This window comes from Ignavibacterium sp. (assembly GCA_032027145.1).
Classification (GTDB): Bacteria; Bacteroidota; Ignavibacteria; order Ignavibacteriales; family Ignavibacteriaceae; genus IGN3.
Map to the genome: position 1 here is coordinate 2,703,269 of JAVSMP010000001.1, position 26,851 is coordinate 2,730,119.

Here is a 26,851-nt window from a genome sequence, read left to right on the forward strand (position 1 = left end):
GGTGATAAAATGAAAATAATAATTATAGTATTAATTCTGATTAGAATACTTCCAGCTCAGGATTACGAGATTGAAAAACTAAAGGGTGACGTTAAATTCATTTTGCCTGAACAAAATAACTGGCAAAAGGTAAATACCAAAACATCTGTTTCAGAAAATACTATCGTAAGCACAGATAATAATTCAAAAGCAAAAATTACCGGAGAAGGATTAAATTTTATATTGAAAGACAACTCGGCACTCAACATCTCGAGTATTAAAAAAATATCTCTGGATGAATTAATTATGGCACTTGCTCTTGACCGTGTACTGAATGCTCCGAGGCAAAAAGAGAAACTTAAATCAGAATCAACAAGTGTGTATGGTAATAATCTTTCCGCTTCAAATGAAGTAATACTTTCAAATGATTTCGGTTGGAAACGAATAAAAGGTGCAAAACAGCTCGCAGAAAATGGCTATATCGAATCCTCAATTATTGCCGCAAAAGAAATTTTCAGAAAATATCCTGAAACGAGTAAAGAACCTGATAATCGTATTTACTTCGCGAATTTGTTGTTTTCAAAAAAACTTTATGACGAGGCATTAGAGGATTTTATTTCTATAAAAAAACTAAATCTCTCAAGTGATCAAAAAGAAGAAGTTGAAAGCAAAATAAATTCAATTAGCAAATTATTATTGAAAGATTAGTGTTTATTTAGAAGTTCTTTAATAACAAGATCAAGATATGCGTGATATTTTTGAGGCAGGTTTTTATACTTTGAAATTAATTCCGACTTTACAACGTCAAAATCTTTTGATTTACATTTATCAACATCTTTTTTAATGTTTGCCAGCCAGGTTTCAAGTTTTGATTTAACTTTAATATTTACATCCACATCACTTGTTTGTGAAATAATATTTACAGCTTTTTCAATATCATAATTAGTCTCAGAATATAATTTAAGCGAATAACCCCTGAAATTTTCTGATATCAATGTTCTGCTGACATTCCCTAGCTCCTTAGCAGTTTCGTTAATTGCAGAATGTGAAAATCTTTTACTTCTGAGTGATTCAAGTACCATTTCTTCAAAACCATGTTTTCCTGTTTGTACTAGCTCTTTGGGAAGATCATTTAGTTGGATTAATATACGATTATCAGTCTGGCAGAAGACCTTTGCCCTTTTTAATGTTGATTCGAGCTCACGAACATTTCCTTTCCAATCATGATTTATTAATACATCTTTAGCCGCCAAAGATATTTGATATTTAATTTCTTCTTCTGTCAGGAAATAACTTATTAATACCTCTATATCTTCCTTTCTGTCTCTCAGCGGTTCTATATGTATGTTGATTACATTTAATCTGTAGTAAAGATCTTCTCTAAATTTATTCTCATTGATTAACTTCATCAAATCTTTATTTGTTGCAGCAATTATTCTAACATCAACTTTAGAAGTATTTTCAGAGCCGACTTTATCAAACTCACCCGATTGTAAAACACGAAGTAATTTAACCTGAAAATTTTCAGAAGTTTCTCCAATCTCATCCAAAAAGATCGAACCTTTATCCGCGAGTTCAAACTTACCCAGTTTATTATTATAGGCTCCTGTAAATGCTCCTTTTACATGTCCGAACAATTCGCTTTCAAGCAAAGATTCAGTTAAGGCAGCACAATTTACAGCTACAAATTTCTGTTCACTTCTTTTACTTAGTTGATGAATAGCTCTTGCAGCTAATTCTTTACCTGTTCCGCTTTCACCTGTTATTAATATTGTTGCATCGGTTGGTGCAGCCTTCTTTATCAAATCAACAACCAATTGCATCTTAGGTGATTTATAAACTATCCCATAAAAATTATTGAAGTTTGCATTGCTTTCAAGGATTGTTTCTTTAAGATCTTCCTCAGATTTTTTTAAAATGGCTAAACTGTTTTTTAGTTCCCGGATTTTACCCAAAAGCAAACTTGAATCTCCGTTTGCAGTTAGATCCATTTCTTTTTCCAGCTGAAATAATTGTTTCTCATATTTTACCAGCAGATTTTTTAAGACTTCAGTTTCATTAAAGTATCCGCTGATTACTGCCCTGCTTTCTTTTGTTTTATAATAAACTTCCACAACAATCTGAGCTAAAGCAGGAATCAGAAAATAAGTGTAAGCGAGTTCAATATTTAAAATCCTGCTAATTGTAAGTAATAAAAATAAAAGAGAGAGAACTGTAATTAATTTCCAGTGCAATCTTGTATTTCTGAATATAAAAATTAGTGCTAATGAAAATATTATAAATACAGGGATTGAAAAATCATAATACTCATCTAAGATAAATCTGTTATTAATTAAGTTATCAAGAGCAAAAGCATGCAATGCAACACCTGGAATGACATCGTCAAAAGTTGTAGAGATACCGGATGAGAGTTGTCTGTCACTGATTCCTATCAAAACTATTTTATGCTTGAACAAATTCAGTTGAGAATTTTTCGATTGTACCATCTGAAGAAATTCTATAAAAGAATAATTAGTAAACCTATTCCAGTTAGAAATAAAGTTTATTTTTATATCCGGTCTTTCAATATTTTTATCAAACAGATTCAAAGAAAAGGCTTTTTCGGAATTATTGCCATATCTGATACTTAAGGGAATTTTAATTCCAAACTCACGAATAAAATTAGTATGCCCTGAATTTATACTGCTATTTAATAATTTTGGACTAGGTAAGCTCAAGGAGTCAGTAAAATATTGATTATCATTTTCTTTAATATCTCCAGCAACAGAACTCAAAACTAAGCTATCAAACTTTTCTAATTCCTTTTGAAGAACTCGATCATAAACAGACTGAGAAGCAAACTTTGCACTTAAAAATATTTCAAACCCAACTTTTTTAGTTTCCAATTGATCCAAATATTGAAGTAGCAAAGCATAATAACTTCTTTTAATTGGCCAGGGTCCAATCTGCTGAATATCATTGTCGGTTATATGAATAATAATAATTGAAGAGTCAGGTTGTCTCTCCCCTATAATTTTATTGAAAGAATTGCTAATTGTTAGGTCAGCATCTCTAAAAAATGAATAGAAAATGACAAGAAATAGAATAATTGAGAAAGCAGTAATTATTTTGAGTAGAACTTGATTCATTAAATCTAATTTTCATTTGAATAAATCAAATTTAACTAAATAAAAATAATTCTTATAAATAATTATTCTAAAAATAATTGAGTGTTGAAAAAAACAATTAAAAGTAGATGTCTGAGGATATTGCATAATTGCTGCTATCCTCAGACTAAATATATTAGTTAACGTCGGGCACTCTGGTTGCAGAAAAATTTCCACTTACAGAAACCTCAGTAAGGGCAGCGGTTTGAAGAATCAATTTTCCTGAGACACTGCCTTCTATCTTACCACCAACTGCTCCATAATTTGAAACAGTAGTTGTCCCTTGCTGTGAACCTAAATAGTAGCTCATTGCTGAAGAACTTTTTTTCGACAGCATTACACCAAAATCACCTCCCCAATTTTGAGCTCCAGTTTGTTTACCTTTAAACACAATATAAAAGTATAAAGAGTCAGAATTTACTGTGCCCATAAAAAGAGCTACAGTTGCTGTATCTGATACAGAATATCCTGCTGTTCCATTTTTTAATGTAACTACCTGGTTATTAAAAGTATCACCATTCAGGGTTAATTTTGCTTCATTACTACTTCCGCCTCCGCCGTTATTACCTCCGCCGCCAGGATTAACAGGGTTATTTGAATCACTTTTCGAACAACTTATAAATAGTACTACTGAAAGTAGTGAGAGAAAGAAAAAAACAAATTTTATGTTTTTCATTTTAGTTCCTTAATTAGTTTATAAATTAATTTAGTTAGTTAGTTATTTATTACCTTAATATAATAAGCTTTTTTGTATCTGAAAAATTTCCTGCTGTGATCTTATAAAAGTAAACTCCGCTCGAAAACTGATTAGCATTAAAATTAATTTCATATTTACCGGCATTTTTAAATTCATTTACTAGGGTTCCTACATCCTTTCCTAATAAATCAAATACTTTGATTTCAACATCAGCACTTACTGGTATTTGATATCTAATTGATGTTATCGGATTGAAAGGATTCGGAAAGTTTTGAAATAATTCAAATTCGTTTAATAGATTTTCATCACTTGAAATATCTGATGAACCATTTATAAATCCAATTTCATCAATGGTTAATTCAGTTCCAACTTGTACATTTACAAAGCCAGAGGATACTATTATAATCAAGGAATCCGGTATCAAATTAGACTGATAAGTAATAGGAAATTCTAGATTAGTAAACTGCGTTATAGTTGAATCGATTTTAAAAGTGCAGCTATCCATAACTGCTACTGCACTATCACCCTTCATTAATGCAATCATTATAAGAACTTGGTCACCTGACATAATATTTGACTTAACACATGCATAAAACTTAGTTGGTCTCTCATTGAAGTTTATGGCAGTCTCTAAAAGTGCAAAGCCCGGAAATGCAAATCCGGCATTTATTGTTTTTACAGTCATTGCAAATTGCCCCTGACAACCGGGAGAAAAAGGCTCAACATTAATTAATGGGAAATCATTAGTTGTTTGCCAGCCCACAGGGTTATAATTTCCTGCAGAGTCTGTTTCCCAATTCTCAAATCCATTATTTGTAATCTGAGCATTCAGATTAAATGAATAGGACATAAATAAATAAAAGCAACAGACAGTTAAACATTTCATATTTTAATCCTTTATTATTATTAGAAAATTATTTAGTTAAAATTATTTTATCTGAACAAATTCACTACATTCTAAACGGCAAACATATTGTCCGTGCATATTCATCATCGGCTAAAGAGTTAATAGTCATATTTAGTTGAGCATTCAACTGCAGCATCATTATCAGAAGTGTAATGAATAAAGCAAACAAATATTTTTTTTGATTTCATTATCATATTCTTCTGATTTTTACCTAAGATAAATCATCTTTTTTATATCTGAAAAACTTCCGGCAGTTAGTTTGTAGAAATAAATTCCACTTGATAATAAGCTTGCATTAAAGGAGATAGAATAACTGCCAGTTGATATTTCTTCTTTAATTAGTTCAGCAACTTCTTCTCCCAGAGAATTAAAGACTTTCAGTGAAACAAATTCCTCTTCCGGGATTGAAAAGTTTATAGTTGTCGTTGGATTGAAAGGATTCGGATAATTTTGCAGAAGCGCAAATTCAGTCGGGATTTTATCATCTACTTTTTCAACATCGGTTATTAATTCAAGATATCCAAAAGCAGATGTATTCCCTGTACTTGTTGTTGCAGTTAATGAAACTGCTTCTATTGACGGATCGGTAATTTCATAAGAAAAAACATTGTTCGAACCGACTGTAGTTGATCCAATCCACTCATAAGCTGATGAAGAAAATTCATTTATGTTTGCCTTATAAATATCTATAAGTGCACCAGAAACATCGCAAATCCCTGCAATGGTATTGTTGTTAAACGATAAACCATATGGTGGTAATAATCCATTATTAGCCTGAGATGACATAAATACATTTGCTGAATTATTCTGATATATAATATTTTTTCTGAATTGAATTTTTGAAGGGTTGTAACCAAAATCAGACATAACTGCTATTCCCCTATTTTGATTTCCAATAATGCTGTTAGGCAAATGCAATCCAGCTAAATTTGTTCCAATAGTTACCTCCTCAACATTTCCCTGGATGGTTATACCATCCATTCCATTTGGGAATTGAACATTATTTGAATTAACACCTATCTTGTTCTCAGCAATTGTATGCCCATAAGTTTTTGTTTCATTATCAAAACCGAAAATGTGAATACCACTAGTTGAATTTCCGGCAATTATGTTTCGACTCAGAAATTCAATTCTTGCGCCATTTGTTATAATGATGCCTTTCCCATTTGGTATTACATATGATTCGGTAGGATCCAAACCTATGATATTGCTCCATACTCCATTTGCAATAGAATAGTTATCAGGCGGTACACCGCCTAAAGTAATTCCGGCAACTGAATTTCCGGATATAACATTTTTCTCATCAAGAGTTTCTCCCCCGATAAGGTTGTAGTCTGATCCGTCGATACTGATTCCAATCGTATTTCCAAGTCCTGATTGACCCTGGGAATTTGTTCCTATATAATTTTTTCTGATAACGTTATCACTACCTTCACCAATTGATATCCCCACCAAGCTACTGCCACAAATTATATTTGAGGCAATCGTATTGGCAGAACCAGTAATATTAATAGCTATAGCATTGGGTCCCAGATTATTATTTTGATCAATTCCAAAGCGGTTAAAACCAACCGAATTTGAGTCACCCCATATATCGACAGCAAAGGAGTTATTTAAAAAAATATTAGTGGAACCAATTGTATTATTATCACCATGGATGGTAATAGCAGAGTATGTCAATCCATTAAAAATCAATCGTTCAATTTGACAATCATTTTCAAGCTCGAAGCCGGCATTACCAGTTATTTCAACCTGATCATTACCAAGAATCTCTGATCCATCTACAGGATAAAGCGCATCCATCAAGTTAATTTGCCCATTTACTGAAAAGAAAAGAGTCAGCGATTGATCCATATTATTCGATTCATCGATAGCTGCCCGTATTGTACATCTTCCCAATTCATCCTGACATATTCCATCTTCTGATTCATCAGCAGTTGTGTTTGGATCATCATACGCATAAGCATATTCATCATCTGCTAAAGAGTTAACAGTCATATTCAGTTGAGCGTTTGATTGAGATGTGATTACCAGGAATAAAATGAATACGGCAAGCAAAGAGATATTTTTATTTGTTTTCATTTTTATACTCCTTTTTTTATTTGATGTAAATCATTTTTTTAACCTGTGTAAATGAACCGGTTGAGAACTTGTATAAATAAACACCAGTTGAAAGTTCTGAGGCATTGCATGAGACAGAATAATTACCAGCAGGTTTGGTCTCGCTTATTAATTCAGCAACTTCTTCTCCCAGAGAATTGAAAACTTTAAGAGAAACAAATTCTTCTTCCGGAATCGAAAAGGAAATTGTTGTTGATGGATTAAATGGATTAGGGTAATTTTGATTCAAAGTAAAAACACCCGGAAGATTATTATTTAAGTTACTTATATCAGAAGTCTCATCAATCAGTCTTCTTAGAACTCCATCCTGTGTTCCTGCTAAAATATAATCACCGTTTATGGCGAATACATAATTGTTTGTATTTGGATTTACGGGACCATAATCCTCCCAAAGCAAACCGTTATTCGTAGTTCTATAACAACCACCCAAATCTGACCCCGCAAAAACTATTGGTGCAGATGAATCGCCCGGAGTTGAAGTGAGTGCCCAAATCCAATTACTGATAACTCCGTTATTAATCTGAGTCCAGCTATCACCCTCGTTTGTTGATAGATACATTCCACCATTATGTGTTCCGGCAAATAAGTTAGTAACACCAGAAGTAATGTTTGATGCGAATACTCTAACATCAAGATGATTGAGACCATTGTTTGAGGTGAACCAGGAATTGCCAAAGTCTGTTGATTTATAAATCCCATCACCATTTGAAGCTGCAAAAATCTGTGGATCAGAAGTACCATTGCCTAATGTAATGAAGGAAAAAAGATAAAGATTTGAAATTCCATTATTCGCTGGTAACCAATTCGACGCGAAATCGGTGGATTTGAAAATCCCTCCTCCAAAAGTCGCAGCAAAAAGAGTAGTATCGCCTAAATTGTTAGCGACAATTTCAACTCCTCTGATATTGAAAGATGGCAGACCATTACTGCTTAATGACCAGTTCTGTCCATTATTCGATGATCTTATCAATCCGCCATTTTTAGTTCCGGCAAAAATCCAATCATTAGCTGTTGCCAAACAATAAACAAGAGTATCAGTTTGAACTGCCCATAACGTATCCCAATTAGCACCACTATCACTCGAATTGTAAATTCCTCGAAAGGTGCCTGCATACAAGTCTGTTCCGGCAGTATCATATTTTGGAGCTAATGCAGGCGTTATCTCTGTTAATGAAGTTGACATCCATTGGGAGAATATTTCATTTGAAGCAAGTAGTAAATAAATTATGATCAGAAATAATAAATAGTTTTTCATTTTTTAACTCCTTTAAATTTTAATTTAAAATTGAATGGGCGCTTACTTCAATAAAATCATTTTTCTTATTTGATTAAAAGTACCTGACTGTAGTGTGTAGAAATAAACACCGGATGATAATCCTGTTGCATTGAAATCAACTTGATAATTACCAGCAGGCTTGGTTTCATTAATTAGTTCAGCAACTTCTTCTCCAAGAGAATTGAAAACTTTCAGTGAAACGAATTCTTCTTCAGGAATAGAAAAAGAAACTGTTGTTGATGGGTTAAAAGGATTAGGGTAGTTTTGACTTAACTCAAAATCCGATGGATAATCGGATAACTCGTTGATTGAACTTATTCCATTGATTGCCAACAGATATCCCTCATTCTGTGAAGTCAAACCATTCGTTCCCTGACCAACTATAAATTGACCATCGGAAGAAATATCAAGAGCAGTAGATAACTCAGAACCAGTTGTAAGCAAGCTTGAATAAACCTGGTTCAGTGAATCCAGTCCACCAGCATTAGAAAGCCGAAATGCACCATCACCAAAAGATCCAACAATAATACTTCCATCTCCGGATACAGCATTTCCCTGGCTGAAATTTCCTGCAATGTTAAACTCAAAACCACCGCTTTGTGTCCAACGAAATGCTTTGTAAATCCCGGCACTGCCTGTCTCAAAACCGGTAATTGTATTTCCATCTTCAGATATGCCTAATGCAAAACTGTAGAAAGTACCAATCTGTTCCATTCCAACACCATCAACCCAGCGAAATGCATAAGGATCTCCAGCACTGACATAAGAATAACCACAAATTTTTGAACCATCAGCCGATATATCAGTCACACCAGATAAACTACCACCGAGAGTACCTAAGTCTTGAATACCTCCAGCTTGTGTCCAGCGATAAGCACTTGGATAGATATCAATTATAATTGCTGCACCGTCTGCTGAAATACCAAGGGCTTTGCTATAATCACCGGCACCTAAATCCTGTATACCGGTTCCAGCAGTCCATTTAAATGCACGGTAAATATTATTAGCATCATAAGACCAACCGACGATAACAGAACCATCAGCAGATACATCAGTAGCTTCGCTCCAGTCACCCCCTAACGTCCCAAGATCCTGGATTCCGCTTTGTACTGTCCATCTGAAAGCACGGGGATTACCGTTCTGATCATTAGCAACTCCAACAATAACTGAACCATCTGAAGATACTGATCGTGCTTCACTGTTATTTCCGCCAAGTGTGCCGAGCCAGATTAATTCCGGTTGTTGGGCTAAAGCATCACAAAAGGATAGTGCTAAAATTGAAATAACAGTACAGCCAATTTTCAAAACGAGCTTTCTTGGTAAAAAATGTTTCATACTTAACTCCTGAAAGAATTATTAAAATTATTAGAAGAAAGTTAATTTTTATGGCAGGCGTTTGCTGTCGCAGATGTGTCAATGTTTAGCGGTTTTGTTGCAAATTGTGGAAAAAAGGTATAGAATATGAGGGTATAAGGGTATAGGGTAGGATTATCAGTTTTTAAGAATCTTGTTAACTTATACCTTATACCCTGTTTCCTTATACCCTATTGGCGAACTCTGTTGGCAGGCAATTAAATTGCTGTCGGAATGCTTTTGTGAAATGAGATGGACTGCTGAATCCAACTTCAAATGCAATTTGAGTCATGCTGAATCTTTTTTCCAATATAAGTGAAGCTGCTTTTTTAAGTCTGAAAGATCTTGCAAATTCTCCCGGTGCCTGACCGGTGATTGCCAGTAGTTTCCGGTGAAGCTGACTTCTACTTACAAACATTTCTTGTGCAAATAATTCTGAACTGAATCCGGTGTTGGAAAGATTTTTCTCCACGACTGCAAAAGCTTTTTCGAGGAATTCATTATCAATCGCATTTACTGTAATTGATGCTGGTTCGATTTCAATTTCTTTACTGAACTTTTCACGTAATTTTCTTCTTTGCTCAAGAAGGTTTTTTACACGAACTAATAATTCTTTTGAACTGAATGGTTTAGTCAGATAATCGTCAGCACCTGTTTCAAGTCCTTCAATCTTACTTTCAGATGATGCTTTAGCAGTCAAGAGTATTACAGGAATATGACTCGTCTGCCAATCAGTCTTTATTTTTTTGCAGAACTCAAATCCATCCATCGAAGGCATCATAACATCACTGATAATAAGATCAGGTGATTTTTCAGAGGCTATTTCTAAACCGCTTCTTCCATTTTCAGCTTCGAGTATAGTGAAATTTTCAAATAGTATTCCTTTTAAAAACTGTCTTACCTCTTGTGAATCCTCAACTAATAGTATAACTGCCTTTTTATCGGTATCACTCTCAGTAGTTTCAAAATCATTAATCTGAATATCCTGAAATGTTTTTACTAAATTGTTTGAGCTTTCATAAGCTTTTTTATCAACAGAAGTACTTTTTAATGCTACAGCTTCAACACTTGGTATTGAGATTAAGAATTCAGTTCCAATCCCTAAGCTGCTTTTCACAGAAATACTCCAATGATGTAAATCCACAAACTCCTTAACTAAAGATAAACCAATACCTGAACCGCCATAACTTCTGCTTGAGGAATCATCAACCTGATAAAACCTGTCAAATATTTTAGGCAATTTATCTTCATCAATTCCTATCCCATTATCTTTAATAATTAAATCGAAGAATGTTTTTTCTTCCGAGAATCTTTTTTTAAGACTAACTGAAATTGAACCCTTTTTGTCTGTAAACTTATAGGCATTTGATAACAGGTTATTTATTATCTTTTCAAATTTATCAGAATCAACCATCGCGATAAACTTTTCATCAGGGCAATCTAGTGTAAGCGAGATTTCTTTCTGCTCTGTAATTGAATTAAATAAAACAACAAGTCCTTTTAATAAAGTAGATATGTCTTCTTCGCGGGCATCTAACGGAATTAAGTTTGATTCAAGTTTTGATATATCAAGCAGCTGATCTATTAACAATTTCAATTTTTCTGTATTGTTATAAGCAAGTCTGGTATGTTCATCAGCATTACCTTTTTTCATGAGTAATTGTTCAAGTGGTCCCTTAATCAGCATTAATGGGGTTCTGAATTCGTGTGAAATATTTGCAAAGAATCTTGATTTAAGCGTTTCAATTTCCTTTTGCTTTTTAGTTTCAAACTCAAGATTCTTTATCTCATTTCTAAGTTTTGTTCTGTTAATTTCAAACTTTCTAATAAAGAACAGGATACTCATAATTACAATTACAAACATTACATAAGCCCAACCGGAGCGCCACCATGGAAATTTAATGATTACTTGTATCTCCGCCTTATTTGTGCCCCATTGTCCATCACTATTAGTACCCCGTATCTTAAAAACATAATTGCCAGGATTTAGATTTGTGTAAACAGCAATGTTTGATGTGTTTGAATAAATCCAATCTTTGTCAAATCCCTCCATTTTATAAGCATACTTAATATTTTCTCTTGAATTAAAATCCAAAGAAGAAAATTTGAATGTCAGAGCATTTTCATCACTCTCTAGTCTAACAATTTTGGAATATGAAATACTTGAATCAAGAATTTTGTTATCGTTACTTGAAACACTTTTATTAAAAACTAAGAAATCAGTAATAACTATATCAGGATCATAATCAGATTGTTTAATTTTTTCCGGATTAAAAAATGTCGGACCTTTTACACTGCCAAAAACAATAATGTTATTCATAATTCCGGTACCAGCACCTGAATTAAAAATTTCTGAACCGTAACCCTCAGAAATTCTAAAATCTAAAAGTTCCTTACTATCAGTTTTATATTTATAAATACCCTTATTGGTACTCATCCACAGTTCATTAGAGTTAACCACAATACTTCTTATTGAAGCATCAGTAATGTTATGTTGATAAGAAAGGATATCAAAACTTGCATCAAAATTGTAAATATCATTACTATGATTTTTTATAGTCATCTTATTTAATCCGGCATCGGTTCCGATATATAGAATAGTCTCGTCTGTATTATCAGCTTGTCCTTCTGCAATACTTTGAATACTATTATTAAGCAGGCCTGCTTGTTCAGTATCAAAGCTTGTCCAATGCAAAAACTCACCATTATTTCTTGGCAGAAAGAGATTTAATCCGCCGCCATTGGTAGCAATCCAAACTCTGCCAAATTTATCCAAATGTATATACCAGACATCGTTATAACTGAGGCTGTTCGGATCCTTTTTATCATTTATCCATATCTTATATTTTCCTGATGAACTATTTAATGCAGCTAATCCGCCGCCCCAAAAACCAATCCAAAGTATTCCATCCTTACTTAATCTCAGAGCTTTAATATATTCAAATGCTGATGTTTGAAATGTTGGAGATACAATAGGATACTTTACTAAAGTTTGCGTTTTGAAATTATAATTAAAAAGTCCTTTACCATAAGTACCGATCCAGATAGAGCTACCTTCACCTTTTTCGAGCGACCAAATATTTAAACCGTTCAGTTTATCAATTTTAGAAACAGAGACTTCATCATTTTTTATGATAACTGAAAACATCCCGTCATTTGTCCCAAGTAATGTAGTATTATTGTCTAAACTTAAAACTGATTTTATATCAGCACTCAAAAGATCCTGCACCAATGGCTGAGTCAAATATTCTGAAAAAATATAATTTATTTTTTTTGTACTAGCAGGTAGATAGTTTAATCCGTTATCAGTAGCTAACCACAGAACACCAGATTTATCAATTATAAGCTGATCAATTTGATTGTTAAGTAAACCGGAGATATTCTTTTTATCAGCCACATATTGTTTTGATTTATGTGTATTTAAGTCTAAGTGATATATTCCCCCGTATGTAGCGATCCATAGTGCTTTTTTGCCATCACTTCTATCTTCAACAACAGAAGCAATACTTTTGCTGAATTGTGATGGGAATTCGATATTGAAATTTATCTGTTCAAATTTTTTGCTGATCAAATTATAAGTACACAAACCGTCAGAGGTGCAGATAAATAACAGGTTATTATCAAATTTTGACTGTAAAATCTTCCAGACCAGGTTACCTGGTATTGAGTTTGAATTGTTTTTTATGTTCTTAAAAAGTGTAATTTTATTTTCATCCGGATTCAAGTAATTCAATCCGTTATATGTTGATATCCAGATTCCACCGTTTTTATCAAGTAATAATGAAGTGATATAGTTATTACTTAAACCATTTGGTTTATTTTCTTCATACTGCCAATTTGTAATTTGCCCGCTTGTTACTTGATATCTGAATAATCCTTTAGAGTAAGATCCAAACCAGATATTCCCTTTTACATCTTCCAGGATTGATGTAATGCTATTTCCAGTATTCTCTGAATCCTCGAACTCAATTGTGGTAAACTTATCAACAAAAGGAGAATATTTAACTAAGTCTCCATTTTTAGTCCCGATCCAAATATTTCCGGTTCTATCTTCATAAAGCGACCAAATGCTATTATATGGTAAACTAGCAGGATCATTTTGTTTATTTTTGAACACCTTAAATTCATAACCATCATATCTATTTAGCCCGCTTTCAGTTCCAATCCATAAGAATCCCATTCTATCCTGAATTATGCAATTGACATCACTATCAGACAGACCATCCTGAACAGATAGACTGAAAAATAATTGTCTTTGTGATAATGCTTGAACATTAAATAAGATTAAATATAATAGTATGTGAACTACGATTTTCATTAGCTTAATTTATTGAATATACTGAATTAGTATTGAGAAGATAGATAATAATTCAAACATTAAAAATAATTCTATCATGCACTTTGTTATAATTCAAACTGAATTATAGTAATCCCCACTTTTCCTCAATTCATTTTCTGAAGCTCGTATGTCATTTGTCTGAATTGGTCAAATCTCATAGATTGTTCACCGTCACTAAGTGCTTTCTCAGGTTCAGGATGTATTTCAACCATTATGCCATCAGCACCAACTGCTTTTGCAGCTTTTGCAAGCGGGATAACCTTATCTCTTTGTCCGATAGCATGTGAGGGATCAACAATAATTGGTAGGTGAGTTAATTCTTTCAGGACAGGAATTGCACTCAAGTCCAATGTATTTCGGGTTGCTGTTTCAAAAGTTCTGATTCCGCGTTCACATAAAATTACTTGTCTGTTTCCTCTTGCAAGGATATATTCAGCCGCATTTAAAAACTCCTCTATTGATGCCATTAAACCGCGTTTAAGTAAAACAGGTCTGAATGATTTACCAACTTCCGAAAGCAATGAAAAGTTCTGCATATTTCTAGCACCTATCTGAAGTATATCAGATTGAGCAGCAACTTTTTCTACCTGATCAATCGAAATTACTTCAGTTATAATCGGCAAATCATAATTATTACCAGCAGACTTTAAATAATTGAGAGCTTCAAAACCAAGTCCTTGAAATGCATAAGGAGAAGTTCGTGGTTTAAAACAACCGCCTCTTAAAACTTGTGCAAAATTTTCTTTAACCTCTCTGGCACATTGCATAATCTGATCGTAGGATTCAACAGAACAAGGTCCGGCAATTATAACGAAATTATCACCGCCGATTTTAACATCCTTTACAGTAATCACGGTATCTTCTTCTTTATACTCCCTGCTGGCGAGTTTATATGCAACTCTTTTCTGAGATTTTTTATCAACAGCTTTTTGCTCCGGAATATTTTTCTTGATACTCTCGCCATTCCTAACCGGAATACTCTCTATCTTTGTATTATCAGCTTCTTTCATTGGATAACATCCCAAAACTTTTAAATATCTTGTGTGTTTACCAACTTCATCAAGTAAAGATTTAACTTTCTGATCTTGTATGTTTCCTTGAAAATCGAGATAAAACATTTCTTCCCACGGGTTACCTATTATTGGTCTGGATTCAAGTTTGGTTAGATTAAAATTAAAATCCTTAAAAACCGATAATACTTCGACAAGTGATCCGGGTTTTTGAGAAGTAGCCAGGATTAAAGATGTTTTAGCTGGTATCCGTTCATCAACAATTATTGGTTCACGCGAACAAATAATAAAACGAGTAAAATTGCCCTGCTGATTTGCGATGTCTTCACGTAACACTGTTGTATTAAAAATATCTGATGCTTCTTTACTTGCAATTGCAGCAAATGTCTTATCACCTTTATTCATAATGTACTCAACAGATCTGGCTGTATCCTGTAAAAGTTCAACTTCCGCATTTGGAATTGATTTTAAAAATTTACTGCATTGTCTTGCTGCCTGATAATGAGTAAAAATTTTTTTAATACTATTTAATGGTATCGTATCAAGTGCCAGCAGACAGTGCTTAACCTGAAAAATCTCTTCACCCACAATATGAAGATTACCGCTCATTAATGCATCATATACATCGTTGATACTTCCGCTGGTTGTGTTTTCTATAGGCAGTACTGCATAATCTGAAGTTGCATCAACAACAGATTCAACTGCTTCATCAAAACTATTTAACTTAAAATAGTGTACTGATTTTCCTGAATTACTGAAGAACTGCTGTGAAGCAAGATAACTGTATGATCCTTCAATTCCCTGAATTGATATCTTTATTACACCGGATTTATCCTCTGCGTCGTTACTTACGAGTACAAATTTATTTTGAATCCTTATTGAATCGTTTATTATTTCATAAAACACTTTTGTTATAAAGTGTTTATCTAATCCATATTCTCTGCCGGCTTCAATTAATCTTGTTAATAGTTGTTTTTCGCGGTCCTTATCACGGATTGAAGATCTATCCTGATTTTTTAATTTGATAATTTCAATGCTCAATTGTCTTCTATCGCCCAGTAGTTTCAAAATCTGGTTATCAATAGTGTTTATTTTTTCTCTTATCTCTTCCATCGTTAGTAAATTTTATGTTTATGAATTTTGGTAACGAATATCGTTTTATTTTTGTTTGCAGTCAAGAAACCTATAACTCCAATTTTGAACAAAATATTCTTAATGTTAATTTTGCACACGCACCCGTAGCTCAACTGGACAGAGCATTTGACTTCGGATCAAAGGGTTGAGGGTTCGAATCCTTCCGGGTGTACTTAGGTGTAATGTTATTGTGAATTTAGTCTATTAGTAAAGATTTTCAAGTTTGAGATTAAATTATTAAAAACTAATATTTCCTATCATCTTTCTAAATAAATGTTTAAAATAAAAATCCCGCAGCAATTCCATTTAATCAAGAATTATTGCGGGTTAAATTAAATAATCATCCCTTATTTTAAATCATAAGTTTTCTTCATCAAATTGAAAAGATTATTGCGTGCTTGTTCGTTTAAAGAATTCTGTATAATACCTATTTCATAAATGGAACCTTTTAAGTGGTTATATTTATTATTTACTGTTCCCTTACCAATCTGAATGCCGTCGAAATCACTTAGACCAATAAAATTATTATAAACAAGTTTTTCATTTATAAAAACTCGAGAATCTTTCATATTATATTCAATCAAAATATAATTAATGCCATTAGTCAGTCCTGGTATTCTATAAGTTCCAGCACTTTCAATAACTAATTCTGGTTTTCCATCTTTCCCGTTTTCAACTCTGATTTGATTAACTTTTGCTCCTGCTGATTCCAATAAAACACTCTCTGTTTTTGTATCATCAGTTTTATAAACAATAAAAATGCTAAATGGCTGCACAGTTTTAAATGATGAATTTACCCAGTAATCATTATCTCCATCGAAATTAATCCCGAAATATTTACCCTCAGATATTTTAGCTGGTCTATTTCCGTTTCCGATTGAGGTAAGATGATTGCCTTTTAATTCAAATTGTTTGGAGACAAAGCCTTTATACTCTATCGTTCCCCATTGAGCAGAGACCCAGAATTGAATCTCATTATTCCAGCCATCTTTAAACGCATCAGCAAGAAAATTGTTCAAATTTTCTTTACTTGATATACTGCCTTTATCAAGATTTACAGTTTTTAGATATTGGTTTATTTCCCTTATGACTTCGGGGTTATTGGAATTAGATATGTTTTGTGCAAATGATAATTGTGAGAAAGAAATTGTAATAGCAATAAGAATGAAGAATTTTATATATGTCTTAATCATTTCAAATATTCCTTAATTTATATGAAAAATATTTACACTTACAAACTTACTTTTTTATCTTCAAAATATTACTACCACTCATCATAACATCTTAGATCTGATAATAATCCTCTATGGCAATATTTACTTTCAGACTGTTCTTATAAATTCTTTTAATAAAGGCAGTTACTATAAAAATATAATATTTAAGATCGTACCTGTTTGTATGTACTTCATTAGCAGGCAGGATTTATTTACCGTTCATCATCAAACCTGATTGAGAAAAAGATTGAACAGAGAATTTTCAAATGATAGTAATCATTTATAAAAAATTATTGGTTATTTTTACAATAAAAATTGGATCTAATCCTTAAAGAACAATTCAAGCAGGTTATCTTTTCATGTTATTTGAAGAATATCAATATCGTTTTATGTATGCGGCTCTACAGGAAGCAGAAAAAGCTTTTGAGGAGAATGAAGTTCCGGTTGGAGCAGTTGTTGTTCATAATAATAAAATCATTGGAAAAGGTTATAATCAGGTAGAAAAATTGAAAGATGCAACTGCACATGCTGAAATGATTGCTTTAACCTCAGCTTCTAATCATCTTGGTAATTGGCGATTAAATGAATGTGATATTTATGTAACCTTGGAACCTTGCATTATGTGTACAGGTGCTTTATTGTCTTCAAGAATTAATCGGCTTTTTTATGGTATCAGTGATCTAAAATCCGGTGCCTGCGGAAGTATTCATAACCTTGCTGAAAATTCCCTGACAAATCACAATATCAAGGTATTTAGCGGAATCTTAGCAAAAGAAAGTGAACAATTATTAAAAACATTTTTTAATCAACACAGAAAGGGGGCAGAAAAAATATCCTGACAGATTCATAAAACCTTGCTTAGGTATTTAAATAAATCTAATTTGCATAAAAAAAAAAAATAAATTATGCGAATAATACTTTTCGGCTCACCAGGCGTGGGTAAAGGCACACAAGCAAAAATCATTTCAAAAAACTTTAACATTCCTCATATTTCAACCGGTGATATTTTACGCAAAGCAGTTAAAGAACAAACTGAACTTGGAAAAAAAGCAGGCGAAATAATGTCGCGGGGTGAACTTGTTCCTGATGATCTGATGATTGCTTTAATTAAAGAGGTGCTTACTTCTGCTGAATGTGTGAATGGTTTTATTTTAGATGGTTTTCCAAGAACAACAGTTCAGGCGATAGCACTTGATAAATTGTTTTCACAAATTGAAATTAGTGACGCGGTTTTAATATACATTACAGCAGATGAAAATGAGATTATCAAAAGATTGAACAACCGGCGCGCTTGTAAACAGTGCGGAAGTATTTATGTTCTAAAGGATATCGAAAACTTGAATACTTGTCCTAATTGTGGAGCAAAAAACAGTTTCTATTTACGTAATGACGATAAAGAAGATGTAATTAAAAACAGATTGGAAGTTTTTAAATCTACAACTATGCCTGTTCTGGATTATTACAAAAGCAAAGGCAGGGTAATAGAGGTAAACGGACTTGATACAATTGAAAATGTTAATAAAAAAATAATTGAATCATTAAAAGCAAAGAATCTTTATCACTGATCTTTTGGTTTTAGATATCCTTTTAGAATTTTTCCTGATTCAATCTTGAATACTCGTGTATTCCCTTTTCTTACCATATCATAATTATGTGTAGCTACCAGAATAGCAGTCCCTCGTTTGTTGATCTTCTGAAGCAAATCAAGAATTTCATTTGAAGTTTCCGGGTCTAAATTACCTGTGGGTTCATCCGCAAGAATAATCAACGGATTGTTCAGAATCGCTCTTGCAATTGCTACTTTTTGTTTTTCTCCGCCAGAAAGTTTATCGGGTTTTGTCAGTCTCTTGTGAGAAAGTCCAACTTCATTCAGAACATCATTAACTCTTTTTTTAATCTCTTTTTTATGAGTTGCAGTTACTTCAAGAACAAAGGACAGATTCTCAAAAACATTTCTATCAGTTAATAGTTTAAAATCCTGAAAAACAATTCCAATCTTTCTTCTTAGATATGGCAGCTCACTTTTTTTAATGGTTTTACTGTTAAAATCACCTACCGATACTGATCCCGAATCCGGTAGTACATTCATATAAACCATTTGGAGCAATGTGGTTTTACCTGATCCGCTTTTACCAATTAGAAATGCAAATTCTCCTGCACCAAGCTCAAGACTTACATTTACAAACAACGGCTGATTTTCATAATTAAAAGATACATTTTGTATTGATAGCATTAAGTAATCCTTTTCATAATAAACTGAACTCTATCTGAAGTCGGTTTTCCCTTTTGAAATGTAAAAGCTTTAAAACACTCTGCAACATACAAATTACATTTATCTGCAATTTCAAAATAAGTTTCAAAATCAAAAATTTTTTGTTTATGAGTTTCAGTAATTGTTTTTCCAGAATGGATAATCCTGAATATGTTTTTATGTATTCGGCTAAACGGATAAAACTTGCTAATCCGACTATATTCTATACCATTATGATATCCATTAATTGATGCCGTTTTTTGATGCTTCAAACTATTATTAATTAATGCTGCATCAAATGTAAATATTCCATTATCCGAAAGATGAGCATTAACAGCATCTAATAAAGATTTTAGTTTTGCTTTATTTGTAAGATAATTAATACTGTCGAAGGCTGAAAATATCAAATCAAATTTTTTATTAAACGGTATTGCCGTCATATCGCAGCAAACTTTTTTGATTTTATTATCAGCTCCGGAAAGCATACTAAGGGAAATATCTGAAGCAATATAGTCCTTATAATTTTTTGATAGATGATTTGCTAATTTGCAGTTACCTGCTCCTAACTCAAGCACTGAAGGAGATTTACTTAAATGGTTTGCAGTGATGGAGTAGATATATTTTGCCCACCATTTATAGTCAACAAAATCCATTAAATGAATGTAAATTGAAGAAACATACTTATAAGGATCAATATGATTTTTCTTTTTCAATTATTCTCTTCCTGCTATAATAAATCTTTAATGCAGTACGATATGCTTCGTAAAAGCTTGCTTCGTTAGCTATTCCTCTTCCAGCAATATCAAACGCTGTACCGTGATCAGGAGAGGTTCTTATCATCTTTAGTCCTGCTGTATAATTAACTCCTCTATCAAAGTTCAGTAATTTAAATGGTATCAATACCTGATCGTGATACATACCCAATACAAAATCAAATTGCTTGAATAATTTTGCACCCCAAAATGCATCGGGAACAAAAGGACCGGCAGCATTAATCTTCTTACCTAACAATTTAACAACAGGAGTGATTATTTCTTTTTCCTCAGTGCCGATATTCCCGTTTTCTCCGGAATGTGGGTTTAATCCAAGCACTGCAATTCTTGGATTGTGCATAGCAAGATCATTTATTGCAGTCTTTTGAATAATGATTAAAGCCTCAATGATTTTTGCTTTTGATACAAGAGAAGGTATTTTATTTAACGGTTCATGAATTGTTAACAAAGCAACATTAACTTTTTTCGATAAGAACATCATCAAATATTTATTCTGTTTTTCTGATGCAGCTAACAATTCAGTGTGTCCAGGAAATTTTATTCCAGCTAAATTAAAAGCTGTTTTTGAAATTGGTGCAGTTACTAATACGTCAGCAAATCCTTCTTTTAAAAATTCAATTGATTTTACAATTGATTTGTATGCTGCTTTACCTGAATCCTTTGTTGCTTTACCAATTGTTAGTTTTGAATTTTCTATCGGTATTAAGTTTAAAGATGAACCATTACTCAATTCTCTATCGAAAAGATGATATTTAAAATCAGCTTTCAGTAGTTTATAATAGTATTCAAATACATTTAATGGGCAAACAAAGGCTATTGTTTTTCTGGATTCAGATCTGAATAGTTTTGAAAAGAGTTTGATTGCTATTTCTGGTCCGATACCATTTGTATCTCCGCAGGTAAATACAGCTCTGCTCATTGATTACCAACCAACTGAAATTTTCCGGTGCCATCACTATCAATAAAGATAAATGATCTATTTAATTGCTTAAAGAACCAGGTTTCTACAACTTTATCGTTTATATCAGAATCCCGTTTAATAGTATCGGGAGACCCATATTTAATAAATATTTTCCCTCGATCAGTTTTTGCACCACTATTTCCGCTTATCGGTTTAAACTTCACTTCACAATAATCAATACGCGAATAAAATTCATTCATCAATTCATTATAATTTGTCTCGGGTGTTGGGTCTTTTGTTTTCCAATATTGATATAGCGTATTTGTATAATCTTTTTTACTCAGCAATTCGGCTACTTTTTCTTTCGGTTCAATGTTTTCAAGAAATTTAATCGCCTGTTCAGAATCACTCAATGAATTTGGTTTATGAATCCAAATAACATCAACATTGAATATTTGCTTGTATGTATTTAAGCTGTCTATTGCAATTTCAATTTTGATAGGAGACTCGGTAAGTCTGGACGAAAAATTTTTAATGACGAAGTATTTAAGCGAGTCCTGTCCTGCTGATTTTCTCAATACAGCATTCTTATCACAAATTGAAATATTATTATTTAGAAAGACCATCTCGTCTATTACCTGATCTTTAACGATGCTGCTTTCAGCACTAAAGATTGAATACCTTAATTTATTTATATTATTCTGAGTAACAGGGATTAATAAAGAGTTCGATGGCTGATTAAAAGGTACTGCAGAAGAATTATTAATTATCTGATAAAATTCAGATTCATCAGAACAGATATTTACACTTGGATTAATAACAATCGGATTAAGAATTAAATTGGAATCAGAAATATCAATCTGAATGGAAGATAACTTTCTTTCTCTTTTGGATATCAAATCAGAAATAAAAGGGAAAAAAGAATATTTACCTTTTGGTAAATTAAATTTTATAAGTCCATTTATAAAAAGCTGATCTGAATTTGATTCATCAAAGTCTTTGGTGGACACATTTTGTTTATCAAAACCTCTGTCAACAATTTGTCCAGCAGAATCTTTTATTTCTATATTAACTGCAATTCCCGCTTTAAATTGATCAGATATTTTTTCAAAAAAAAGTTGTGAATTAGAAATCTTATAAATGTAAAAAACATTAAAACTTCCGCTGGCAGGAAAAAAATGTATCTCAGAATTATAATACTTACCTGATTGAATGACTTCCCGATTGCTGCGAAACTCTGATTGTGCAAAGGTACTGTAAGTAAGCAGAATTATGACAAAAAATAATTTTTTCATTCTGGCACAAAGTATAAAAGCTGATAATAAAAAAGCAATCGATTAATTAAAACCGGAAGACTAATTGCCCTGATAATAAATAATTAAAAATAAGATATTTAACTATTCATATTATTTAAGAACTCTTTATTGTTTTTTGTTCCCCTTACTTTATCCAACAAAAATTCCATTGCTTCAACAGGATTAAAATCGCTTAGTATTTTCCTTAAGATCCAAACCTTAGCAAGCTCATCTTCTTTCATTAATAAATCTTCTCTTCTGGTGCCTGATCTGTTTACATCAATTGCAGGAAAGATTCTTCTATCGCTTAAATCCCTGTTAAGAACAAGCTCCATATTACCTGTTCCTTTGAATTCCTCAAAGATAACATCATCCATTCTGCTTCCAGTATCAATCAAAGCAGTAGCGATAATAGTAAGGCTTCCGCCGTCTTCAGTATTTCTTGCAGCACCAAAAAATCTTTTTGGTTTATGTAGTGCATTGGAATCAACACCACCTGATAATATTCTTCCGCTATGCGGAATAACTATATTATGTGCACGGGCTAATCTGGTAATACTATCTAATAGAATAACCACATCTTCTTTAGCTTCGACAAGTCTTTTTGCCTTTTCAATAACCATATCAGCAACCTGTACGTGCCGGTCAGCTGGTTCATCAAAAGTGGAACTGATAACCTCTGCTTTTACCGAACGTTCCATATCAGTAACTTCTTCCGGTCTTTCATCAATAAGAAGGATTATTAGTTTTACTTCAGGATGATTTCTGGTAATAGAGTTGGCAATCTTTTGAAGCAGCACTGTCTTTCCACTTTTAGGCGGTGATACAATAAGTCCGCGCTGCCCTTTACCAATTGGTGCAAGCATATCCATAATTCGTGTGGAGTATTCACCGGGGACTGATTCAAGAATTAACTTTTTGGTAGGATAAACAGGTGTAAGGTTATCAAATAAAGTTCTGTTTCTTATATGATCAGGTGATTGACCATTAACAGCCTCTACTCTCAGCAAAGCAAAGAACCTTTCGCCTTCCTTCGGAGGTCTTACTTGACCGCTTACAAAATCGCCAGTACGAAGGCTGAATTTTTTTATTTGAGATGGAGAAACATAAATATCATCTGGTGAAGGGAGATAATTATAATCCGAAGATCTGAGAAAACCATAACCATCCGGAAGAACTTCCAAAACACCTTTTGAGAAAGTTAGACCATCTTTAACACTTTGAGCTTCCAGAATTTTGAAGATAAGCTCCTGCTTTCTCAAATCACTGTAACCAGCAATGTTAAGTTCTTTTGCTATTTCATTAAGCTCTACAATCTTTTTCGATTTAAGATCGGAAATGTCCATCGGCATCTTAAGCACCTGTTATTTTGTTAATTGATTTTATTTATGATTTTTTTTTCAAACTGGTATTATCCTGATAAGCTCTCGTGGTATTTCTGTACGTATGAAAGGAACTCGAGGTCTTAACCCAAAATTAAATACTTAGATTTATATTGTCAAGAAAGAAGTTCAGTCAAAATTGGCTTAACTTCACCTAATAAATACATACTTCCGGCAGCCACAAGGCAATTTTCTTTTGTCCCATTGATATATTGAGTCAAAAAGAATCTCAGATCATTGATAATTGAATATTTGATTGAAATTGAATCCGCAATAGATTTAAGTGTTTCTATATCTGCTGCTCTTTCATAAGACAATTCATAAAAGCAAACTTCATCAAATACAGCTTTAACAGATAAAAGCATCTGTTTGATGTTTTTATCCTTCATTACACTAAACAATAAAGTAGATTTTTGGTAATTATTCTTTTCAATTTTGAATGTATTAACCAGAGATTCAATACCTTGAGGATTATGTGCTGAATCAAGAATAATACGGGGTTTATTCAGAGCAATTTCATATCTGCCCTGAATTCGTGTATTCTTAACTACATTTTTTATTCCATTTATTATAATTGAAGGATCATCAATGTGAAAGGATTTGGTAAAACAAAGCGCAGCAAGTGCAGCGTTATATTTCTGATGTTTACCAATTAATGGAACTTCCCATTCATCAAATTGAATTTCCTCTGTGTATAGTTGAATATTATTATTCTTTTCTACAATATATTCTTCAAGACAAAACAACTCAGCTTTTACAGTATTAACTTTCTTTTCTATTACTTTGATTGCTTCTTCCGGAATCAGCCCAATAAAAGTTTTGCATCCGGGTTTAATTATTTCAGATTTCTCAAATGCAATATGTTCTAAATCTTCGCCAAGTATATTAGTATGTTCAAGACTTAGCGGTGTAATTATACAAGCTAATGGATTCAGTACATTAGTAGCATCAAGTCTTCCACCCAAACCGGTTTCTATAACGGCAATATCTACACCCATAAAAACGAAATATTCAAAAGCCATTGCAGTAGTTACTTCAAAGAAAGTAAGATGATACTCTTCCATCTTTTTCTGATTGCGATCAATAAAATTTGCTATGTAATCATCAGAGATCAGCTTTCCGTCAATTGAAATTCGTTCATTAAATTTTACGAAATGCGGAGAGGTATATAAACCTGTTTTATATCCGGATTCCATCAAAATACTGGCAGTAAACGAAGCAGTACTGCCCTTTCCATTTGAACCTGCAATGTGTATGGCATTTAATTTTTTCTGAGGATTACCAATAGCATCAAGAAATCCTTTGATATTATCAAGTCCAAGCTTTACATCAAACTGATGAAGAGCAAACAGTTTATTTAATGAGTCTTGAATATCCATTAAATTATATACGATGCTGTTAAATCTGAAATTTTATTAATCTGGTTTGATACACAAAAATCTTCTAATTCTTTTATCATTTTTTCAGGTGCAGCGGGATCAATAAAATTTAATGTTCCTGTTTGAATTGCTGATGCACCGACAATCATAAATTCAATAACATCTTTCCAATTCATAATACCGCCGATTCCAATTATCGGAATATTAACTTTACGTGAAATCTCTAATACTTTAGCTAGTGCAACAGGTTTAATTGCCGGTCCTGAAAGTCCGCCGTTAATATTATAAATTTTAGGTTTTTTAGTTATGATATTAAATGCTGTTCCGACCAGAGTATTAATTGCTGAAACTGCATCTCCGCCTTCATCTTTAACTACCTGTGCAAATTCTGAAATATAAGATACATTAGGCGATAGTTTAATAATCAATGGTTTATTAGTTACCGCACGAACTTTTGAAGTAATCAAGCCAACTGCTTTAATATCATTTCCGAATTGTAATCCTCCGTCTTTAACATTCGGGCAAGATACATTTATCTCAAAGGCTTTTACTGTTTCTTCTGAATCAAGTATTTTTACACATTCAACATATTCTTCAACACTGCTTGCAGCAACATTACAAACGAGCGGAACATCGTACTTTTTTAAAAACGGAATTTTTTCTTTTAAAAAGACATCAACTCCAACATTAGCCAGACCAATTGCATTTAACATGCCTGAGGGAGTTTCTACAATTCTCTGCGGAGGATTACCTTTCCTTGGTTTCAGCGAAAGTGATTTTGTTACTATTGCACCAAGCTTATTTAAATCTGAGAATTCCGATATTTCATTACCATAACCAACTGTGCCCGAAGCAAGCATAATCGGATTACGAAGTTTTAGTTTTCCGATAGTTACTGATAAATCAATAGTACTCATATATTAACATCTTTGACATTGAATACAGGACCGTCTTTGCAGACAAGCAAATACTTATCAGGGTCTTTGGTTGATTCAATCGGACATCCCTGGCATATTCCAAATCCGCATGCCATTGCTGACTCAGTTGAAATCTCACAGTTATAATCGTATTTAAGGCAGAACTCTTTTAAACTCCTTAACATTGCATTAGGACCGCATCCAAAAATTTTAATTTTATCTTTATCCAGTTTATCCCGGTTTTTTTCAAGTAATTTTACCACATTTCCCTTATATCCTTCAGAACCATCATCAGTTGAAGTATGAAAATTCAACATTGAATATGTAATTAAATCTTTTTTACTTCTACCGCCAACAAAAGAAATTATTTTTTTTGATTGTCCAATTTTTCTTGTAAGATAAGGAAATGGTGCTGAGCCTAAACCACCGGCAACTAAAACAGCAGTTTCAAAATCATCATTCAAATTAAATCCGTTGCCAAGCGGACCTAATATATCCACTAAACTGCCAGGTTGCCTGCAAGCAAGTATTTTAGTCCCCTCGCCCATTACATTGAACAAAATAAAAATATTATCACCATCAACATCGCAAATGCTGAAAGGTCTTCTCAACAATGGATTTGTTGTTTCAGAAACCCTGATATTAAGAAACTGTCCCGGATTAATATTTTGTGCAATTTCAGGTGAAAGTATCTTTTGTATAAAAATATTTTCGTGAATTTGTATAGTCTCTACAACCGGAGAGTTTACAATGAGCAAGTTTATTCCTTTACTAAAC

Annotated in this window: 20 protein-coding genes and 1 tRNA gene; 4 read left to right on the top strand and 17 right to left on the bottom strand. The window is 32.8% G+C overall.

Features of this window, described 5'->3' with window-relative positions; all coding sequences use genetic code 11:
* The first annotated feature begins 9 nt into the window (after nt 1-9).
* Nucleotides 10-687 carry a hypothetical protein gene (locus tag ROY99_11355; GenBank protein ID MDT3696973.1) on the top strand — a complete coding sequence of 226 codons (678 nt, stop codon included), beginning with the start codon at nt 10-12 and terminating at the stop codon, nt 685-687.
* Here the strand turns inward: ROY99_11355 and ROY99_11360 are convergent.
* From ROY99_11360 to ROY99_11395, 8 genes are all read right to left on the bottom strand, one after another.
* On the bottom strand, nt 684-3,107 hold the full coding sequence (locus tag ROY99_11360) for a sigma 54-interacting transcriptional regulator (GenBank protein MDT3696974.1): 2,424 nt from the start codon (nt 3,105-3,107) through the stop codon (nt 684-686). The genes ROY99_11355 and ROY99_11360 overlap by 4 nt on opposite strands.
* Nucleotides 3,108-3,261: 154 nt before the next feature.
* Nucleotides 3,262-3,801, bottom strand: coding sequence for a hypothetical protein (locus ROY99_11365; GenBank protein ID MDT3696975.1), 540 nt, complete (start codon nt 3,799-3,801; stop codon nt 3,262-3,264).
* A 49-nt stretch (nt 3,802-3,850) separates the two neighbouring features.
* Nucleotides 3,851-4,708: a T9SS type A sorting domain-containing protein gene (locus tag ROY99_11370; GenBank protein ID MDT3696976.1), complete on the bottom strand. Its 858-nt coding sequence runs from the start codon at nt 4,706-4,708 to the stop codon at nt 3,851-3,853.
* A 228-nt stretch (nt 4,709-4,936) separates the two neighbouring features.
* Nucleotides 4,937-6,811 (bottom strand): T9SS type A sorting domain-containing protein, encoded by a 1,875-nt coding sequence (locus ROY99_11375; GenBank protein ID MDT3696977.1) that lies wholly within the window; start codon nt 6,809-6,811, stop codon nt 4,937-4,939.
* Between the two features lie 16 nt (nt 6,812-6,827).
* Entirely contained in the window at nt 6,828-8,105 is a 1,278-nt protein-coding gene (locus ROY99_11380) for a T9SS type A sorting domain-containing protein (protein MDT3696978.1), read from the bottom strand.
* A gap of 42 nt (nt 8,106-8,147) precedes the next feature.
* Entirely contained in the window at nt 8,148-9,461 is a 1,314-nt protein-coding gene (locus ROY99_11385) for a T9SS type A sorting domain-containing protein (protein MDT3696979.1), read from the bottom strand.
* Nucleotides 9,462-9,663: 202 nt separating this feature from the next.
* On the bottom strand, nt 9,664-13,797 hold the full coding sequence (locus tag ROY99_11390) for a two-component regulator propeller domain-containing protein (GenBank protein MDT3696980.1): 4,134 nt from the start codon (nt 13,795-13,797) through the stop codon (nt 9,664-9,666).
* 125 nt (nt 13,798-13,922) lie between these two features.
* The gene (locus tag ROY99_11395) at nt 13,923-15,941 is read right to left on the bottom strand and encodes a bifunctional 3-deoxy-7-phosphoheptulonate synthase/chorismate mutase (GenBank protein ID MDT3696981.1); all 2,019 of its coding nucleotides are present in this window, start codon (nt 15,939-15,941) and stop codon (nt 13,923-13,925) included.
* A gap of 119 nt (nt 15,942-16,060) precedes the next feature.
* On the opposite strand from ROY99_11395, the gene ROY99_11400 reads away from it, so the two are divergent.
* A tRNA-Arg gene (locus tag ROY99_11400) sits at nt 16,061-16,134 on the top strand.
* Between the two features lie 175 nt (nt 16,135-16,309).
* On the opposite strand, the gene ROY99_11405 is transcribed toward ROY99_11400, so the two are convergent.
* The gene (locus ROY99_11405) at nt 16,310-17,155 is read right to left on the bottom strand and encodes a hypothetical protein (GenBank protein ID MDT3696982.1); all 846 of its coding nucleotides are present in this window, start codon (nt 17,153-17,155) and stop codon (nt 16,310-16,312) included.
* Nucleotides 17,156-17,535: 380 nt separating this feature from the next.
* Between ROY99_11405 and tadA the strand changes: the two genes are divergently transcribed.
* Together tadA and ROY99_11415 are read left to right on the top strand one after the other, a co-directional pair.
* Nucleotides 17,536-18,015 (top strand): tRNA adenosine(34) deaminase TadA, encoded by a 480-nt coding sequence (gene tadA, locus ROY99_11410; GenBank protein MDT3696983.1) that lies wholly within the window; start codon nt 17,536-17,538, stop codon nt 18,013-18,015.
* 66 nt (nt 18,016-18,081) lie between these two features.
* On the top strand, nt 18,082-18,741 hold the full coding sequence (locus ROY99_11415) for an adenylate kinase (protein MDT3696984.1): 660 nt from the start codon (nt 18,082-18,084) through the stop codon (nt 18,739-18,741).
* Here the strand turns inward: ROY99_11415 and ftsE are convergent.
* From ftsE to ROY99_11455, 8 genes are all read right to left on the bottom strand, one after another.
* Nucleotides 18,735-19,409 carry a cell division ATP-binding protein FtsE gene (gene ftsE / locus ROY99_11420; protein MDT3696985.1) on the bottom strand — a complete coding sequence of 225 codons (675 nt, stop codon included), beginning with the start codon at nt 19,407-19,409 and terminating at the stop codon, nt 18,735-18,737. The genes ROY99_11415 and ftsE overlap by 7 nt on opposite strands.
* Entirely contained in the window at nt 19,409-20,140 is a 732-nt protein-coding gene (locus tag ROY99_11425) for a class I SAM-dependent methyltransferase (GenBank protein ID MDT3696986.1), read from the bottom strand. Before ROY99_11425 ends, ftsE begins: the two co-directional genes overlap by 1 nt.
* Nucleotides 20,118-21,119, bottom strand: a complete 1,002-nt coding sequence (pdxA, locus tag ROY99_11430) for a 4-hydroxythreonine-4-phosphate dehydrogenase PdxA (GenBank protein MDT3696987.1) — start codon at nt 21,117-21,119, stop codon at nt 20,118-20,120. Before pdxA ends, ROY99_11425 begins: the two co-directional genes overlap by 23 nt.
* The gene (locus tag ROY99_11435) at nt 21,116-22,396 is read right to left on the bottom strand and encodes a GWxTD domain-containing protein (protein ID MDT3696988.1); all 1,281 of its coding nucleotides are present in this window, start codon (nt 22,394-22,396) and stop codon (nt 21,116-21,118) included. The genes pdxA and ROY99_11435 overlap by 4 nt, the downstream gene beginning before the upstream one ends.
* A gap of 98 nt (nt 22,397-22,494) precedes the next feature.
* Complete coding sequence (gene rho, locus ROY99_11440; GenBank protein ID MDT3696989.1) at nt 22,495-23,742, bottom strand: transcription termination factor Rho; 1,248 nt, start codon at nt 23,740-23,742, stop codon at nt 22,495-22,497.
* 152 nt (nt 23,743-23,894) lie between these two features.
* A complete protein-coding gene (locus ROY99_11445; protein MDT3696990.1) occupies nt 23,895-25,157 on the bottom strand; it encodes a folylpolyglutamate synthase/dihydrofolate synthase family protein in 1,263 nt (420 codons plus the stop codon).
* Entirely contained in the window at nt 25,157-26,074 is a 918-nt protein-coding gene (locus tag ROY99_11450; GenBank protein MDT3696991.1) for a dihydroorotate dehydrogenase, read from the bottom strand. The genes ROY99_11445 and ROY99_11450 overlap by 1 nt, the downstream gene beginning before the upstream one ends.
* On the bottom strand, nt 26,071-26,832 hold the full coding sequence (locus ROY99_11455; protein ID MDT3696992.1) for a dihydroorotate dehydrogenase electron transfer subunit: 762 nt from the start codon (nt 26,830-26,832) through the stop codon (nt 26,071-26,073). The genes ROY99_11450 and ROY99_11455 overlap by 4 nt, the downstream gene beginning before the upstream one ends.
* Nucleotides 26,833-26,851 lie beyond the last annotated feature (19 nt).